This is a genomic window from Butyrivibrio sp. WCD2001, from assembly GCF_000424485.1.
GTDB lineage: Bacteria > Bacillota > Clostridia > Lachnospirales > Lachnospiraceae > Butyrivibrio.
Genome location: NZ_AUJZ01000017.1, coordinates 16,878 through 33,256, shown reverse-complemented (window position 1 = coordinate 33,256; position 16,379 = coordinate 16,878). Strand labels below are relative to the sequence as shown.

The 16,379-nt window shown below is 39.8% G+C and carries 17 protein-coding genes and 1 tRNA gene; 9 read left to right on the top strand and 9 right to left on the bottom strand.

The genetic code is table 11. The annotated features are described in order from the left end of the window. Nucleotides 1-25: 25 nt before the first annotated feature. The gene (locus G630_RS0113840; protein WP_026498928.1) at nt 26-1,399 is read right to left on the bottom strand and encodes a sodium-dependent transporter; all 1,374 of its coding nucleotides are present in this window, start codon (nt 1,397-1,399) and stop codon (nt 26-28) included. A gap of 369 nt (nt 1,400-1,768) precedes the next feature. Continuing rightward, the gene (locus G630_RS0113835; RefSeq protein ID WP_026498927.1) at nt 1,769-2,404 is read right to left on the bottom strand and encodes a hypothetical protein; all 636 of its coding nucleotides are present in this window, start codon (nt 2,402-2,404) and stop codon (nt 1,769-1,771) included. Nucleotides 2,405-2,533: 129 nt separating this feature from the next. On the opposite strand from G630_RS0113835, the gene G630_RS0113830 reads away from it, so the two are divergent. The 4 genes from G630_RS0113830 to G630_RS0113810 all read left to right on the top strand — a co-directional run bounded on the left by G630_RS0113830 (nt 2,534) and on the right by G630_RS0113810 (nt 4,434). After that, nucleotides 2,534-2,716 carry a hypothetical protein gene (locus tag G630_RS0113830; RefSeq protein ID WP_026498926.1) on the top strand — a complete coding sequence of 61 codons (183 nt, stop codon included), beginning with the start codon at nt 2,534-2,536 and terminating at the stop codon, nt 2,714-2,716. After that, nucleotides 2,706-3,044, top strand: coding sequence for a hypothetical protein (locus G630_RS0113825; protein WP_026498925.1), 339 nt, complete (start codon nt 2,706-2,708; stop codon nt 3,042-3,044). Before G630_RS0113830 ends, G630_RS0113825 begins: the two co-directional genes overlap by 11 nt. Before the next feature lie 74 nt (nt 3,045-3,118). After that, nucleotides 3,119-3,553 carry a hypothetical protein gene (locus tag G630_RS0113815; RefSeq protein ID WP_026498924.1) on the top strand — a complete coding sequence of 145 codons (435 nt, stop codon included), beginning with the start codon at nt 3,119-3,121 and terminating at the stop codon, nt 3,551-3,553. A 281-nt stretch (nt 3,554-3,834) separates the two neighbouring features. Continuing rightward, complete coding sequence (locus tag G630_RS0113810; protein ID WP_026498923.1) at nt 3,835-4,434, top strand: hypothetical protein; 600 nt, start codon at nt 3,835-3,837, stop codon at nt 4,432-4,434. 268 nt (nt 4,435-4,702) lie between these two features. Here G630_RS0113810 and G630_RS0113805 read toward each other — a convergent pair whose 3' ends face one another. Continuing rightward, entirely contained in the window at nt 4,703-4,891 is a 189-nt protein-coding gene (locus G630_RS0113805) for a hypothetical protein (RefSeq protein ID WP_026493080.1), read from the bottom strand. 133 nt (nt 4,892-5,024) lie between these two features. Here G630_RS0113805 and G630_RS0113800 point away from each other — a divergent pair, with 133 nt between their 5' ends. The 3 genes from G630_RS0113800 (at nt 5,025) to G630_RS0113790 (ending at nt 7,564) form a co-directional block, all read left to right on the top strand. Then, nucleotides 5,025-5,213, top strand: coding sequence for a hypothetical protein (locus G630_RS0113800; protein ID WP_026498922.1), 189 nt, complete (start codon nt 5,025-5,027; stop codon nt 5,211-5,213). Nucleotides 5,214-5,227: 14 nt separating this feature from the next. Then, nucleotides 5,228-6,337, top strand: a complete 1,110-nt coding sequence (locus tag G630_RS23760; protein WP_049946223.1) for a tyrosine-type recombinase/integrase — start codon at nt 5,228-5,230, stop codon at nt 6,335-6,337. A 147-nt stretch (nt 6,338-6,484) separates the two neighbouring features. Next, nucleotides 6,485-7,564: a zinc ribbon domain-containing protein gene (locus G630_RS0113790; protein WP_026498921.1), complete on the top strand. Its 1,080-nt coding sequence runs from the start codon at nt 6,485-6,487 to the stop codon at nt 7,562-7,564. Between the two features lie 136 nt (nt 7,565-7,700). On the opposite strand, the gene G630_RS0113785 is transcribed toward G630_RS0113790, so the two are convergent. Together G630_RS0113785 and G630_RS0113780 are read right to left on the bottom strand one after the other, a co-directional pair. Further along, nucleotides 7,701-7,782: transfer RNA gene (locus G630_RS0113785), tRNA-Leu, on the bottom strand. 48 nt (nt 7,783-7,830) lie between these two features. After that, nucleotides 7,831-8,649, bottom strand: coding sequence for a hypothetical protein (locus tag G630_RS0113780; protein ID WP_026498920.1), 819 nt, complete (start codon nt 8,647-8,649; stop codon nt 7,831-7,833). Nucleotides 8,650-8,845: 196 nt separating this feature from the next. Here G630_RS0113780 and G630_RS0113775 point away from each other — a divergent pair, with 196 nt between their 5' ends. Beyond that, a complete protein-coding gene (locus G630_RS0113775; protein ID WP_022762420.1) occupies nt 8,846-10,312 on the top strand; it encodes a CAP domain-containing protein in 1,467 nt (488 codons plus the stop codon). 212 nt (nt 10,313-10,524) lie between these two features. After that, nucleotides 10,525-10,983, top strand: coding sequence for a hypothetical protein (locus tag G630_RS0113770; protein WP_155829290.1), 459 nt, complete (start codon nt 10,525-10,527; stop codon nt 10,981-10,983). A 66-nt stretch (nt 10,984-11,049) separates the two neighbouring features. Here the strand turns inward: G630_RS0113770 and G630_RS0113765 are convergent, their stop codons facing one another. The 4 genes from G630_RS0113765 to G630_RS0113750 all read right to left on the bottom strand — a co-directional run bounded on the left by G630_RS0113765 (nt 11,050) and on the right by G630_RS0113750 (nt 16,315). Further along, nucleotides 11,050-11,865, bottom strand: a complete 816-nt coding sequence (locus G630_RS0113765) for a response regulator (protein ID WP_026498919.1) — start codon at nt 11,863-11,865, stop codon at nt 11,050-11,052. Next, nucleotides 11,862-13,139, bottom strand: a complete 1,278-nt coding sequence (locus tag G630_RS23755) for a sensor histidine kinase (RefSeq protein ID WP_026498918.1) — start codon at nt 13,137-13,139, stop codon at nt 11,862-11,864. The genes G630_RS0113765 and G630_RS23755 overlap by 4 nt, the downstream gene beginning before the upstream one ends. Nucleotides 13,140-13,849: 710 nt before the next feature. Then, nucleotides 13,850-15,898: a M56 family metallopeptidase gene (locus tag G630_RS23750; protein ID WP_026498917.1), complete on the bottom strand. Its 2,049-nt coding sequence runs from the start codon at nt 15,896-15,898 to the stop codon at nt 13,850-13,852. Between the two features lie 57 nt (nt 15,899-15,955). Further along, entirely contained in the window at nt 15,956-16,315 is a 360-nt protein-coding gene (locus tag G630_RS0113750) for a BlaI/MecI/CopY family transcriptional regulator (RefSeq protein WP_091822932.1), read from the bottom strand. Nucleotides 16,316-16,379 lie beyond the last annotated feature (64 nt).

Here is a 16,379-nt window from a genome sequence, read left to right as displayed (position 1 = left end):
TTCTTTTTGTATTTTTCTTATATTGTCACTTCTTAAAATAACTCATTAGTCCGTACACCGATAAAAACAGAAGCACCATCGGAAGCACTACCACAAAGTACCACTTAAGCTTCTTACTGAGCTTTAAGCCTTTTCCTCCGTTTACTTCATCAATGTAATTGTCGAATCCCCAGCCGAATTTCATAGTACAGAAAAGGCAGCAAATAAGAGATCCTATAGGCAGGAGAAGATTACTTACAATGAAATCCTCAAGGTCCATGACAGTGTTTCCTGTCTTAAGCGGCTGGAATGAGCTAAGTACATTGAACCCGAGAGCACACGGAATTGAGCCGATAGTTATAAGCACTCCCGCGATAAGCGCCGAGTTCTTTCTTTTTATATTGAAAAGATCGATCAAAAAGCTGACATCGTTCTCAAACACTCCGATCATGGTAGACAGCGCCGCAAAGTACATGAACAGGAAGAAAAAGCTGCCTATCACTCTGCCGCCCTTCATCGTAGCAAAAATGTTGGGAAGTGTCAGGAAGATAAGGCTCGGTCCGCTGTCCGGTGAAACACCGTATGCAAAGCAGGCGGGAATCGTGATAAGGCCTGCAACTATAGCCACAAAGGTATCAAGGCCTGCAACTATCATAGCCTCACCCACAAGGCTTCGCTCCTTTTTGATATAGCTTCCGAATATCTCCATGCCTCCGATTCCGAGACTCAGTGTGAAAAAGCTCTGATTTAGCGCTCCGTAAAGCACATTACCGAGGCCTGCTTTTTTCACATTCGCAGCATTCGGAAGAAGGTAAAACTTCACGCCCTCATGCGCTCCGGGAAGAGTCAGTGACCTGATTCCAAGGAAAACCATGATTACTATAAGCACAACCATCATGATTTTCGTTATCTTCTCAACTCCGTTTCTAAGTCCCATGGATGCCACGGATACGGTTATGATCATGGTAAGCGCCATGAAAAAGATGAGCGTTTTAGGACTGGACATCATCTGAGAATAAATTGTGTTTATCTCATCAGGTGTCTGTCCGTCAAATTTGCCCATCACCGCAAAAATGAAATATCTCAAAATCCATCCGGACACAACCGAGTAAAACATAAGAAGCAGGTAATTTCCCACAATTGCAAAGTATCCGTAGATATGCCACTTCGCCCCCTTGGGTTCGAGTTTCTTAAATGCCGGAAGAATACTGAGTCTGCTGGATCTTCCGATGGCATATTCCATTGTCAACACCGGAATACCAAGAGCCAGAAGGAAAAATATGTAAGCGATTACGAAAAGTCCACCGCCATACTCTCCAACCATGTACGGGAAGCGCCACACATTTCCGATTCCGATGGCACAGCCCGCCGAAAGCAGAATAAATCCCATTCTGCTGCCAAGTGATTCACGTTCGTTCATAATATATTAGTTCCCCTTAATTATTTTATCCTTATATTTTTAGGCCGGACTTCTAATATATCATAAATAGAAAGGAATTGTTAATAGAAAAAAGTATATATTGGAGCCCATCTTCTGCAGGAATAAAAAACCACCTCCTCTTTCGAGTCGGTGGCTTTTTATTCCTGCAGAAGATGGGACTTTTTCCTACTATATATATGTCAGTATTCATAGAGTGATGCAGAAGTATGTTAACACTCGATGAATACTGACTTTTCTTTTCTATCACTTTAGTAATGTAAATCTATCACATATTATAGGTTTTTATCCATATTTGATTATATATGGGGTAGGTATGGGGTAAAAATTGGGTATTTTACTGTTTATATATTATTCTTTGTGCAAATATGGGTTTACATGCTTTCCTTTATAAGTATTTCGCATTTTTTCCAATAATAAAGTCAATGCTTCATTTACATAATATCCAGATACAGCGATATTCTTATCTCGTTCTAAGATTGAATCATCAAAAGACCATGTTTGCAGTAATGAGCATTTATGTCTATACAATCGTTCAAATAGTGTATGAAACTCTGTATTTTGAATAATTTCATTTGTAAATGTTTTTATTTCATCTGATGAATTCCAATATTGCAGTTCTTCAACAGATTTTTCATCTAATCCAGTTAGTTCCTTAATGCTTTTAATCTCATGAGTCGGAGCATCAATCAGACCAAGTAAGTAATCTGCGGAACAATTAAAAAATTTTTGATAACGTAATATCCATACAGTATTTGGAATTTTTCCAGATTTTTCAAGATGTTTTCTTAATTGACGTGCTAAATCATTGTGTTGTTGGTATTTTGTTTTTCCAGACTTCTCATCGTACAAGACAATTTTTCTTTCAAAAAACTCTTTTGCAATTTCTGCTGAAATTGCTCTTTCATTTATATCTATTCCTTTCAATTTATAGAGAAAAGCAAGCCTTTCATCAAAATTGGGATTTATAAATCCTAAATCACCCATATTTACCTCCAAAAAGATTTATAATCGGACTCTACAATCCGATTTTAACAGAGTATCCTACACACAACAACAGATTTGTGCACAATCTGAAAACCTTACAAATACAACCATAAAGGAGAATAAATAAAGATGAAGAATTATGAAACTTATAAACAGGCACAAGAGCGAACAGGATTTTGCAGAAGCACTCTTATGAAATTTGACCGTAAAGGAATAACTGTTCATGTTGGACGCGCTGTTAGATTTGATGCAGAAGCATTAGATAAGGCATTAGCAGACGAAGCCAGAAAGGAGGATAGCCATGAATCTTGATGAAAGAATCTTAAATCTTATTCCTAAAGGACATGAAAATCCTATTAGTGGTACAAAATTAGATATCCTCGCCAATACTGAGGAAAGGGACAGAAAAAGAGCTATCGAGCATCTAAGAAAACACGGTTATCTGATTTGTGCCAATAATAACGGCTATTTTATAGCCGAAACAATGGATGAATTAAGAGATTATGTAAGGATTGTAAAGCGCCGCCTTAAGACAACAGGCGAAACTATCCGTAAGGCTAACAAGATCATCAAAAGATACGATTCACAGTTTAAAGGGCAATTAAGACTAGATTGTCTAGGAGATGACTATGAGCTTTGAGCGTTGGAACAAATTGGTAGAAGAAGCACAGCGACAGCAAAAAGAAAAGAAGAATACTAAGGAAGTACAGGAACATGACAAAAAGGAAAAAGAATGATTTTCAAATGAAATCATTCGAAGGAGTCGGTACAAAGTTTGTAGGTATTCACGGCGCTCTTATGGCAGATACGTTTACCAGAATATCAGAGTCCATGCTTCAATCTAATGCATATAAAAGCTTAAAACCGCGGCAAAGGGATTTATATATACATTGTAAAGCTCAATGGATAGGAAAGCATAAACCACGCCATGATTTCAAAGATGTACCCGAGTTAGATAGTGATGATTTATTTTACTTTAACTTTGATGTCGCTGTCGAATATGGACTCTATACCCCAAAATCAAGTCACTTATTTTATAACGACATGAAGGCACTTATAGAATCTGGATTCATTGATAAGGTCGTAAGCGGAAAGGCTCACAAGAAGAAAAACATATATAGATATTCTGACCGTTGGCGCGGTAGTTAATCTACGGTATGTCTTATAAGACTTATTAAAGGCTTATCAAGTGTCCTATAGAACATATAATCCTAACCATATCAAAACTATATATGTTCTATAGGACATACTTCTCTACAAAAGATAATGTGTTTTCAAGCGTCCTATAAGACGCACATATATATATTTACCATCTACTATAGAATTGTAACAGCTTTATTCATGGCTTAAATATTACGAGCACTCCAAGAAAACTTTTTTGTGAAAAAAACATTAGATTCAACATGTATTTAGGGCAAAAAAGAGAAAGGATGAAAATGCGAAAATATCCAAAGCCTGTTAAAACTCACGGCACAATAGAAGAATCTGTTTCAGCAGATAGTTTCAGCCTTAAGAACGGTGCTTTAAGGTGTACAACAAGAAACGTAAGTGCTTATTTTCTATTTACGGAAACGAATGAATATATCATTTTCCGTGACGCCATAAGGATTCAAAAAACAACTATCAGTAATATTACAGGCGAGCAGACATTTTTTGTATGTCCCTACTGCGGTAAGAATTATAGATTTTTATACGCAAATTATAACACCGCTCGTTTTATATGCCGTAAATGTGCGCGGCTCAACTATCGCTCCACACAACGAGAACATAGCGATTATATGGACTATTATGACAAAGGGATGCAATTTGCTAAAGACAAACTAAATTGGACTTGTAAAGATGCTATTCCGTTTGATTTTCCATACTACATACCAGACCGCCCAAGATATATGCATAAAGCAACTTATGAACGCTATTTAAAAAAATTTAGATGGTATCAAGAGCATTATTATGAGGGCATGATCCAAGAAGCAAGAAGCATTTTAGAGCAAGCACAACGTGAGGAGCGCCGCATTTTAGGCATTCACTAATCTAAATAGACAGGCATAAAAATACCATGATGTGGTATCAGATAATCTAATACTGCATCATGGTTTATTACTATAAAAACGGTGATGGAAAATAATAAATAAACTAACAATCCTCATAAATACTGATGTTAGAAATGATTTACCCCATTCTTTACCCCACTCAGAAAAAAGTATACCAAAATATAGGCATAGACATACAGGGTTTATTTAGCGATATTTGCCCATTTTAGGCGCGATAAAAAAATCTCTATAGAATAATCGTAAGCTATCATTTACGGCTATTATCGCGCTCCATAGTTTCATCAATGGCACGTTTAATAAAACCATTTACAGACTCGCCGCCATTCTGGGCATGTTCCTGTATTTCTATGAACTTTTCTTTTTTCACATCAAGAGGGATTCTTTTTAGAGTGTCCTTTTTATACTCATTCATCCACTTGTTTTTATCAAAAGCCATAATTCACCTCACTCCAATAACTATAGCAGACAGCGCACGGAATTGACACCGATATTTGTAAATGATATGGTATGTGTACACAGACATGCGTAAGACATCACAACACAAGACAAACAAGCGAAAGGAGTCAAAAATGGAAAGAAATATGAACAAAATCATTGATGAAGTGAAACTTGATGATAGGTATTGCATGAATACCAAAGAGGCAGATTTGTTAGCTTCTGAAATAAAGTCTATGGGTGATATTTACGTCGCTATATTCAAAGCATTTAAATATGGCTACGCTTTAGGTATTAGAGCGGCAAAAGCCAATAAAAAGTAAAGGGGGATTATTCTATGGGTAAACTTAAAAAGCGCGCTGATGGACTTTATAAAAAATCTTTTATGTACGACGGAAAAAGATATTATGTCTACGGTCACAACAAAGCAGAACTTGAAGAAAAGGAGCGCGTAAAAAAGAATCAGTTGATTGATGGCAAGAAAAAACATGATACTCCGACACTTAATCAATACTATGAAAGTTGGATGGACTCAAGACAGGGAACAGTAAAAGAAGCTACTCTTAGATGTCAGTATTTTCAGTTTAAATCATGCGCTGATATCGTTATTGATTGCCTTAATAAGACACTTGGAGAGTTAAAGCTAAAAGATATTACTCCAGACGATTTAAGAGCGGTACAACGTGCGCTGATAGATGGCGGCAATTCAGAACAGACCGTTAATGATAAATTAGCTGTTTTAAACCATCTTTTTAGTGATGCATATAAAGAAAGACGTATTGATTATAACCCCTGTATAGCGGTTAAGAATCTTAAAAGGACTACTCCAGAAGCAAGAGATACTTTTCATAGAGCGCTAACCATAGAAGAAACCGAACGATTCTTTAAAATGGCTGAAAACTCAGCTTATTATGATATCTATAGATTCGCGATCAATACAGGAATGAGAGTTGGAGAAATCGGCGCTTTATTTGAATCAGATATTTATGATGGTGTTATTCATGTAAGACGCACACTAACAAAAGCTGAAACAGGCAATATGACGATAGGAGAAACCACAAAAACCATAAAAGCTTCACGTAATATTCCGCTTAATGATGCAATCAAAGAAATCTTAGAACATCAAAGGTACATAAACCGCATGTTGCGTGGCGATAAAGTTATTTCAATACATCAGCCCATCTTCACCGCTCCAGAGGGCGGCTTAATTGTATCAGCGCCAACAAATAGAGAGATGCTTAGAATCTGTAAAAAAGCTGAAATCGAGCCATTCACAATGCACGCTTTTAGAGCTACTTTTGCAACAAGATGTATAGAATCTGGAATAGCGCCAAAAACACTACAGGAATTGTTAGGACATACCTCAATAAAAATGAGTATGGATTTATATGGTCATGTTATGGATAGCACAAAACAAACAGCCATGAATCAATTAAAAATAATATAGCCATTATGCCTAATTACCCATTTAATTATTTAAAATTTTTTCGAGATTAATTTGTGCCTTTTTTATTAATATATATTATAATTTCTGTTGGCTTAGCATATTCTATTCCTAAGAATATGACTATTATTTTTAAGGAGACAAACAACTATGAAATGTCCAAAATGCGGTGCTGATATAACAGGCAATTTTTGCCCTTATTGCGGCTCAAATCTGCAGCAGCCCCAACAAACAACATCTAATCAACAAGACTCAATTCCAAAAGTAGGGGGAACTTATTCTACAGGAGTCAATTATTCCACACCAACCTACATTACAAATCCACAAAATGTTCCTAAAAAGAAAAAACATTCCGCGCTAGGAATAATCGCATTTGTTCTTTCATTTCTCGGTCCACTTGCTTTAATAGGAATTATACTTGCAATCATAGATTTGGTTAAAGATAAAGACAAATCTCATAAACATGGATTAACGATTGCAGCTATTGTTATTGGCTGCTTGATGTTACTATTTTGGGCTATTCCGTCTAGCAGTACTACCAACAATGAAACCAATGTTACATCTACTAGTGAAGAAGAATCTATTAAAGAAGCTGATTCTTCCAAGCAAGTTGATGAAGAATCAGATACAGCAAGTAATGAAACCACCGAAGAAGCTGCTCCAGAATCTGAGGAAAGCACAGAAACTGTTTCAGAATCTGAGGAAAGCACAGATAACGCAGAAACTGTTTCTGAATCCGAAGAAAATAGTGAGCCCGCGGAAAGCGAAAGCACAGATAAAGAACCTTCTATGACAAAAGATGAATTCATAGCTTCTTGTTCTGAACTCAACTACAAGGACATAGCTCGCGAACCAGAAAAATATATAGGACAGAATTTCTATTTTACTTGCTATGTAACTGATGTAAGAGAAGGTGGCTTACTTTCTGGTTACCAGAAATACTTCGTAACATACGCATTTGATATGGAAAAAGCCCAAAAGTCAGTAGATGATGGATGGTCGGAAAATTTGCAAGATGCAAAATACTATGGAATGGATTCCGATAAATGTGTTTGGATAATGGATAACAGAGATGAAAACGATCCAGATTACATCAAAGTTTTGGATAATGATATCGTTACTGTATATGGCACTTTTACAGGCATGACAGAGACTAAAAACTCACTCACTAACGAAAAAGGTGAGCAAGTATCCCTAGATTTAAAATATGTGGATTTATTAGCACAATAAATAATTCAAGCAGGTTTTTCTTAAAAAAGATAAACCTGCTTTTTTTATATCCTTAATCGTGTTGTAAAATTCTAATCTCATTATGTGGGGTAAAAAATGGGGTAAAAAACCCACAACACTAGATGTTGTGGGCTTATGCAGAAGATGGGACTTGAACCCACACGCCTTGCGGCACAGGAACCTAAATCCTGCATGTCTGCCAATTCCATCACTTCTGCCAACTGTTTTAATATACAGTTTTTTATACCACACGTCAATGACGTGATTTATTTTATACCGAGTGCATCTGCCGCGAACTCAGCCTCTTTCTGTGTGTATCTCTGTGATCCGGTTGTCAGCAAATATACAATCTGCTTCTTAGTGTAATCAGGATATATCTCCAATAGTTCCTCGGCTGCCAGCATAGCCTGTGTATACCAATCCACGAAGTCATTCTCTTCCATATAGTCAAGAGCGTGACTGGCCTCAGCCTCTGTATACTTCGCATCCTCTCCTTCTGATAAAAGCTCCATCAAAGTGCTTCTGGAAAAGCTGTATAAATTCAGATAAAATCTCGCATCCTCCACTGCCTTGCACTCATTCACCGTGAGGTCGCCGTACTGTGGAACGGATCCGTCCGAAGCCTCAGAAGGTGCAGCCGCCGTAGGTGCTTCCTCCTCTATAATTGTCTCAATGTCCTGATTGGTAGCAACATCAGGAAGCTCTACCGGTTCATCATAATCCAAGTCAGAATCATCCGCTTTATCATAAAAATTACTGATAGTTGCAGGCTCCTGTTTCTTATTGGAAGCAACAAGGCGTTCCTTTGCATAGCTTATTCCGAGAACACTAAGCATAACACCGAGTCCCACAAACAAAATGCCGAGCATTATTACAAGACCAAGTGCAATCTTACTGTTAGTCTCAGCAGATTTTCTTCGCTTTGTTACCTCCGCTTCAATGGTAACGCATTTTAATGGTGTATCGGCCTTAGGGAGCGCACTGACAATTGACCCGCAATAATAGCACTTTGCTATTTGCTCTCCCTCCTCCTGATATACATTCGCATCACACTGAGGACATTTCCCAACAAAAATCTTTGACATAAAATTCCCTCCGTAAAACATACATAAAACAATAGATATCCCCATATATCTACTATGGTTATGATACATTTTCACAGGCAAAAATACAATTATTTCTCTTATACTATCTATACAGATCAGTCATGAAAAAAGTTGCAAACCTGATGTTGTTATATGCTATACTCTGAAAGACTGATAAAAGCTTATTGGAGGCTATATGAATATAAAATCTGTTTTCACAATTAAATCACTATCTGCCCGGATAATCTCTACAGCAATGGTCACGATGATGGCAGTTTCATCAGCACTGACCTCACCTATACCCGTGCACGCTGAGTCCATCGTGACCTATCAGGTTACGGGAACCTACGAGCAGACGAGTGCTCGTAATATGCTGAAGGCAATCAATGATTTCAGGACCGGTTCCGAGGCATGGGCATGGAACGAAAGTAACACCCAGAAGGTCCGCTACACCGGTCTCTCTAACCTCGTGTATGATTATGATCTTGAGAAAACTGCTATGCAAAGGGCTATGGAGATATCCGTTTTATTTGAGCACACAAGGCCAAATGGTAGTCAATGCTTTTCTGCATACAGCCAATATATGTATGCGGGTGAGAACATAGCCTACGGCTATAGTTCAGCTGATTCAGTATTCCGGGCATGGCAGGAGACAGATGATCCTTACGAAGGACAGGGACACCGCCGAAATATGTTGGGACAAGGATTTACCTGCGTAGCTGTCGGTCATGTCATCCGAAACGGCACCCATTACTGGGTTCAGGAGTTCAGAAGTCCCACAGTATCCACGGCTGCTACCCCCGCTACCAACAGTACACAGGCCGTAAATGTGGATTGCCTTTCATCAAAAATAAAAAGCGGAACTTCCGTCTCACGTATAAGTCTGGACTATGGCGAAACTTACGATCTGTCCAAGGTTCAGGAGGCTGTTTTCTATGAATCGATATATCGTCCCATTCAGACTAAGCCCATCAGCAGCTTTTCCGTTTCAGACAGCTACCTTATTGAAATTGACAAGTCGACTCTTAAAGGAAAAAATGCAGGCTCAGCAACCATAGATGGTTCCCTTTCTAACGGAAGCCGTTTTTCAATACCTGTTACAGTTAATCCCGTGAATATGTACTTTGTCGATAGTGAATCAATTCCTGCGCAAACTGCCACCGGAAGCGCTGTGACACCCGATGTGTCTCTGACCTATAATGGAACACCTTTAGTAAACGGCGTTGACTACACTGTTTCCTACTCGAACAATGTTAAGCCCGGCTATGCCTATGCAATAGTAACCGGAAAGGGCAATTTCACCGGTACCAAACAGTTTATGTTTTATATAATGAAAAGTTCGAAGAATGAAAACTCTGGGAAAGAAAGCTCCGAAAAGGCTCCGAAAAAAGTAGACTCCTTCACCCTTGCCAAGGGCAAACGCAGTTTTTCCATAAGCTGGGACAAGGTATCCGGCGCCAGCAAATATGAAATTCAGTATGCTACAAACAAGAAGTTTTCAGATGCAAAAACGAAAACCTTTGCAGGAAGCAAGAGCTCTGCAAAGATCAAAAAGCTTAAGTCCGGAAAAAAATACTTCGTCCGCATCCGCTGCTATAAAAATATTTATGGCATGAAAGTTTACTCAGGATGGAGCAAGACAAAGAAGATTAAAGTAAAGTAACATCATTATATTGAGAATTCCCAGGGCGCTATGTATGTATCACATAGTGCCCTTATTTACTTTAGATACGCACCCGGCAGTCCGTCATATTCTATGTGCAATATTACTCTCGGAAGAGTTTGCACTTCCACAAAGCCGAAGGAACTTCCTGTTCTCGGCGCTACGGGGACCAGGCAAACGGAAAAGATAATGCCTTAAAAGCAGCAAAGGCTATGATCGGAAAAAAGCAGTATCGCCTGAACGATTACCAGGGCAACTATATGCTGAGAGGTCTTACTCCGAACCATACTTATACCGTTGTAATCGGAGCAAAGATTAGTTATACCGACGAAAAAACCGCTGAGCTGGACTGGACATCCGCACTGCAGCAATTTTTGAATCAGGATGTGCTGAAGGGATATTATCCAAGAAGCAACTCTTATAACTACAATTACCAGACTATGTTTTCAATAGGATATGCTGCTCTTCCTGAGACTTACAGCAAGGACGCGGTGCTTCAAAGTTATAAGGCTGCGTTTAATATGTCAAAAGACTCCAGGAATTATCTGGCTTTGAATGCTGAGGATTCATATAGCAACTACAAGTTATATAAAAACGAAAGGGCGCGGCCTAAGCCGCGCCTCTTCTTTTTCGTAAACATTTTGTACTTTGATCAGCCACCGTGTGTCTGATCGTCGCATTAGAATCTCCCCCTCACCGGAAATCTTAATGTTGTAATAACTATATCACCGACTGTCCTACAAAATGTCGTCAAGATATCCTTCGGTTGCACTCGCCCAGGTATAGGAGTTCATGTACTCTCCCCTGAAGCTGTCAATTGCTTCCTTATCTTTATCCAGAAACCGGTACAGGTCGCAGTCGATTTTTTCAGGTACTATTCGCATAAGCCCGGGCTGAGTCTCAAAGATGTCCGATATATTGTACTCCTCTAAAGTATCCTTGAGGCTTCTTATAATCGTGTCAAAGTACTTCTGCTTAGCCCTGTCGTAGTCGTCGTCCTCCCAAAGGATGTAGAACAAATCCTTACGGGAGATGAATTGTCCGCGGCGATCGACGAGACATGCAAGGAGCTCTTTTGCCTTCGATCTCTTAAAAACCACCGGTTTATCATCGACCAGAATATTGAAAAATCCGAAAGTCTCAACCTTGATTTTAGAAGGTTTACTCTCGCTGTCTTTAGCGGTCACTCCTGCAGCAGACGGTCCCAGCGCATACTCAATCTCAGAGAGAAGTCTGTCATATCCGATGGGCTTAAGAAGATACCCCGACGCATGCATGGCATACGCATCAACAGCATATTCTGAATATCCCGTCAGAAAAATAATTTTGATATTGGGGCATCTGTCCTTAATATTGGTTGCAAGCTCGAGTCCGCCCATTTCAGGCATATCTATGTCAAGAAGAGCCAAATCAGCATTGTCGGACTCAAGATATTTCAGTGCGTCCAGTGCATTGGAAAAAGCTTCCACATTATCGAATTTTTTTGTTTTTTTAACAAGTGAAACCGTCCTTGAAAGAATCAGCTCCTCATCATCTACACATATTGCTTTCATAAATCTTCCCTTATAATCGGTATCTTTATAGTGACGGATGTTCCTTCGTCGATCACACTGTCAATTACGAAGGTTCCTCCCGTCATATCTATGATACGGTCGCGTACATTTTTTACTCCTATATGATCTCCGTTCATGCTATCCTCAATCATCTTATCCACATCAAATCCCTTACCGTTATCGCGAATAGAGATAACATGAAAATCGTCCTCACGGAAAGTGCTGACGGAAACCCAGCCATGCTTTTTACCTCTTACTCCGTGACGAATAGCATTTTCCACCATCGGCTGAATCGTCAGTGGCGGAACTAAAAAGTCATCATCCTCTATCTCATAATCTATTCTTATGGAAGGGAAACGCACTTCCTCAATGTCTGAATAAATCTTCGTGTGCTCTATTTCTTTTTTCACCTGAATGAGTGATTCCTGATTGAGCGAGTTGATGTTCTGCCTCAGGTACATCGCAAATTCCTCGATGACCTTAGACGCTCTCTCCGGATCAATCTCCGTCAGCGCCTGTATGGTTGAGAGTGTGTTAAATAAAAAGTGCGGCTGTATCTGGGACATCATGATTTTAATTCTCTGTTCAGCTTTAAGAGAATTTTCATGCTCGCGCACAAACTGGAGATGCAGCCAGATATAGAAAAATACGGTGCTCTCAGTCATCGCCACTGTCAAAAAGGATATTTTGGGGCCAAAACCCAGCGAAAGATCCATTGCAACGGCAATTGCAACATTAACGGAAATGATAATCGGTACGATACTCTCTCTGTGCCTAATTCCACGATATCTTATCAGGGTCCCTGCCACGAACCAAAGCACCATAAAGAAACTCACCACAAAAATAATGTAATTCAGCGGTCCTCTGTGCCAATGCCCTGCACTGTCATAGAAGAACACCCAGGGCGCAAAAAGGCTGGATAAGCATAAAGCCGCATTTGCAATAATGAGAATCTTCAGCAGCTTTAATCCTTTTTCATTTCCTGTAAGTTTTATAAAGTGATACAGCACTATTGTGCGCATAATATAACCGGCCGCCGATATCAGTGTATTCCATAGTCCCGGCGCACTCCTATAAAGCACCTCTCCATAAGCCTCGCTGATTTGCGGTTCAACAAGCAAAAAGGTCACAAGCCCTAAGATTGTATAAAGACTGATCCTTTGCTCTCTTTTTATATATGGATCAGCCAGCACCGCAAAAAACACCCCGAGGAGTTGCAATATAAGCGTCATATTGAGCGCCACAATAATCTGTATGTTGGAATCTGTAGTCAAATAGTTGTCCTTCCCAATATATGTATTCGAGTATCGTGCTGATTCTATTTTCTTATTTATTCCAGTATCAGCATCAGTTCTGGGCTTTCATAGTTCTATTATTGATAAACCCTTGATATATCTGGAAACCTTCCAAACACCATTTTACAACACCATATACAGTATCACTAGCTGTCCTACAAAAGGTCGTCACAAATTTTTTATGTTATTGTGATCATGCCATGATATTTGGATTTCCGACTTTTTCTGGGTATTCCCCATTGTTCTCTAAACCAAGATATCTCTATTTTTCACTTTTTCTTGGTATTCCCGAATCTTCCTCATGCCAAGATATTTCCATTTTTAATAATATCTTGGTAATGCCAACTATTTTCCATACCAAGATTTTTCAGTTCTTCAAGTTATCTTGGTAGTATTTTAAAATTTCCGAGCCCAAATATGCTTGATTATCTGAAAATCTTGGCATTCAGGCGTTCTCGATGTACCCATATTATCTTAGTTTTACAAATATCTTGGCATCCCAAACAAATCTCATAAATTTAAATAGGCTCACAACAAACACTGTGATTCTCTGCCGACTTATTGTTGTATGCACGCATTTCAATAAAACTTTCAATAAAAAACAGGACACAATATAGGAATATCAAGATTCCCACTTGCGTCCCGCCATATCTTCATAATAGCTCTTATTCTCTTGAATCTGCCCCACATTACTCACCATCCAGTACGGATTTATTCTCATCTATATATTCAGCAGAATCCACGTCGCCTTCATAAGGCAGATTCACTGTCTCGGCATCAGTATCCTTAGTGTACGGAAGATTCGTCACGCCCTCACCGGCTGAATCGGTATCACCGGCTGAATCCCCATCTTCTTCAGTAATCTCATATCCGGTTTCATCATTATAATTCGGATAGCTCAGCTTACCGTAATTGCTTATCGGAAGATCCATCCTGGGCACATAGATGCCGTCTTCACCAAAGGGCTGTATCATCAGAATGTCCAGGAACTTATTATCTTTAAAGAACTTGACCGAAACAACTACTCCTTCTCCATTATCAGCACCTGTGCCAACGGTAACAAGCGATTCATCATCCGAGAGATTCAGAAGATATCTCGCAGCTTCTGCCGGATCAAACAGCTTTGCGTAGAGCCCATCCTTATCTTCCTTCGCATTTTGATTGAGATATTCTCCGAAGCCGTTCTTCACGTAATCGATGTACTCATTATCGACACTGTTCAAATAATAAGCATTTTGGAAGTCCTTGAAGGATGAAATCTCATAGTAGATGTCCATATGCTCTTCGACTACCTTGTAGTCTCCGTTCTCATCTTCCGCAATCTTAATCTTTTCTATCCATACATAAACATGGGGCTCGGAATCTGTCGCCAGATAGTGAAACTCCGCCTCGGTCTTGGAATCATCTGTGAAATAGCATGTGGAAAAAGCACTCTTACCAAGCGTGGAAACAAAAGGCCAGGGACTTGACCAGCCAAAGGTGGCACCATCATCTTCTTTAGAAAGCAGGCCTTCCCTTATTAGTTTTTGCTGAACAGATTCCGATGAAAAGCTGATAATCTTGTCTGCATCTCTTGCAATAAAAGCATCGGCCCAATTCTTGAGTAATCTGTCCTTCGCATCATTTATAGAATCAAAATCGGCTGTACTCCCTGTCACCGAATCAGCTTCATTTTCGGATTCGGAATTCTCACTTACATCGGCTCCGGCCATAGCGACATCGCTCTCAGCAGCACTTGTCAGAAAGCAAGTCGAAAGCGCTCCGCTAACTACAACCAGAAGAAGAATAAGCCAGAAGGTCGGCTTTTTATAATTGAATATCTGCTTAACTCTCGTGCCAACTCCAACCTCGCCGAAAGCAAGCGGATAAGCAAGCACCATCCTCTGATGCGTACTGCAAAGAAGAAGCGCATTCGCATAGGATTTCTTCTCATCGAGTGACATGCGGCTAATAACCTTCTCATCGCAGGCAAGCTCAATGTCCTTGCAGAACAGAATATAGGAAATCCACACCAGCGGATTGAACCAGTGAATCGCAAGAAGAAGGAATCCAAACTGCTTGCGGAGATGGTCTCCTCTTCTGATATGTGCTCTCTCATGTGCGATAACATTTCTTGTGGTCTCGCCGTCAAGCCCCGAAGGCAGATATATTGCAGGACGAACTATTCCCAATATAAACGGAGTATCGATTTCGTCGCAGATATATGCTCTGTCCACGCCCTCCATTTTTATAGATGCGCTCGTCTTCTTTTTTATAGAAACAAAACTGAACACCGCATAGCCAATAACAAGAAGCATTCCGAACAGCCAGATCATCTGAAGTCTTATGAAAAGCTCATTCCACAAAAGACTCCCCGAAGTGCCTGTGCTTCCTATACTTGTAGTTGTAATTTCCTCAGCCGGAAGATATTCTTTCACAGTTTCCTCAGCCGTGCCTGCAGCATCATCACTGCCAACATCTCCATCAGCCTGAAAAACATGGGTTGTAACTTCTGTCCTATAACTTGTACTCCTTCCGCCATCGGCATAGGACTCAATCACATTACCTATATCCGGTAAAAATCCGATCTTCGACTCAATCTGAAATGGTATAACAAGCCTCAGAGCAACAAGCGCCCAGAGCACTCCCATAAACCATTTCGGCGCCTTCTTAAGCGGAATTCTTATAATAATTACTGCCAGCATCAGAAACACTGCAGCTGCGCTCATCCCTATTATCCTGATAAAAATTGCCCCCATACACACTTCTCCTCTAGCCCAAATCAAATACCGGTCATCAACTTCATTAAGTCACTGTCAGTCCTTCGCCCCATCGATTATCTTCTTTATCTCATCAATCTCTTTTTTAGAAAGCTTCTGTCTCGATGTGAATGCAGCCAGAAACGCAGGGAGCGATCCCCCAAAAGTCTCTTCCACAAACTCCTCGCTCTTTTTCGTATAAAAATCCTCTTTGGAAATCATGGATGTAACAGTGCCATCCACATTTTGAAACAGGCCCTTTTCGCAGAGCTTTTTTAAAACCGTATAGGTTGTGGACTTTTTCCATCCGAATGAATCAGCACACAGCTTCACCAGTTCGCCCGATCCCACGGGCTCTTTCTCCCAGATAAGCTCTGCAAACTGCATTTGAACTTCCCCTAATTCTACAGCCATGATATCCTCCTTTATGTTAGTCTATCCTAAATCGACCTCATATCTATAGTCTATTCGCAATAGACCA

Bases quoted from the DNA above. Each gene is read 5' to 3' on its own strand.
- G630_RS0113810 (WP_026498923.1), top strand. From the start codon at position 3,835: ATGAAAATGCGAAAATATCCAAAGCCTGTTAAAACTCACGGCACAATA.
- G630_RS0113830 (WP_026498926.1), top strand. From the start codon at position 2,534: ATGAAGAATTATGAAACTTATAAACAGGCACAAGAGCGAACAGGATTT.
- G630_RS23750 (WP_026498917.1), bottom strand. From the start codon at position 15,898: ATGGGGGCAATTTTTATCAGGATAATAGGGATGAGCGCAGCTGCAGTG.
- G630_RS0113825 (WP_026498925.1), top strand. From the start codon at position 2,706: ATGAATCTTGATGAAAGAATCTTAAATCTTATTCCTAAAGGACATGAA.
- G630_RS0113800 (WP_026498922.1), top strand. From the start codon at position 5,025: ATGGAAAGAAATATGAACAAAATCATTGATGAAGTGAAACTTGATGAT.
- G630_RS0113775 (WP_022762420.1), top strand. From the start codon at position 8,846: ATGAATATAAAATCTGTTTTCACAATTAAATCACTATCTGCCCGGATA.
- G630_RS0113770 (WP_155829290.1), top strand. From the start codon at position 10,525: ATGATCGGAAAAAAGCAGTATCGCCTGAACGATTACCAGGGCAACTAT.
- G630_RS0113780 (WP_026498920.1), bottom strand. From the start codon at position 8,649: ATGTCAAAGATTTTTGTTGGGAAATGTCCTCAGTGTGATGCGAATGTA.
- G630_RS0113815 (WP_026498924.1), top strand. From the start codon at position 3,119: ATGACAAAAAGGAAAAAGAATGATTTTCAAATGAAATCATTCGAAGGA.
- G630_RS23760 (WP_049946223.1), top strand. From the start codon at position 5,228: ATGGGTAAACTTAAAAAGCGCGCTGATGGACTTTATAAAAAATCTTTT.
- G630_RS0113835 (WP_026498927.1), bottom strand. From the start codon at position 2,404: ATGGGTGATTTAGGATTTATAAATCCCAATTTTGATGAAAGGCTTGCT.
- G630_RS0113790 (WP_026498921.1), top strand. From the start codon at position 6,485: ATGAAATGTCCAAAATGCGGTGCTGATATAACAGGCAATTTTTGCCCT.
- G630_RS0113840 (WP_026498928.1), bottom strand. From the start codon at position 1,399: ATGAACGAACGTGAATCACTTGGCAGCAGAATGGGATTTATTCTGCTT.
- G630_RS0113765 (WP_026498919.1), bottom strand. From the start codon at position 11,865: ATGAAAGCAATATGTGTAGATGATGAGGAGCTGATTCTTTCAAGGACG.
- G630_RS0113805 (WP_026493080.1), bottom strand. From the start codon at position 4,891: ATGGCTTTTGATAAAAACAAGTGGATGAATGAGTATAAAAAGGACACT.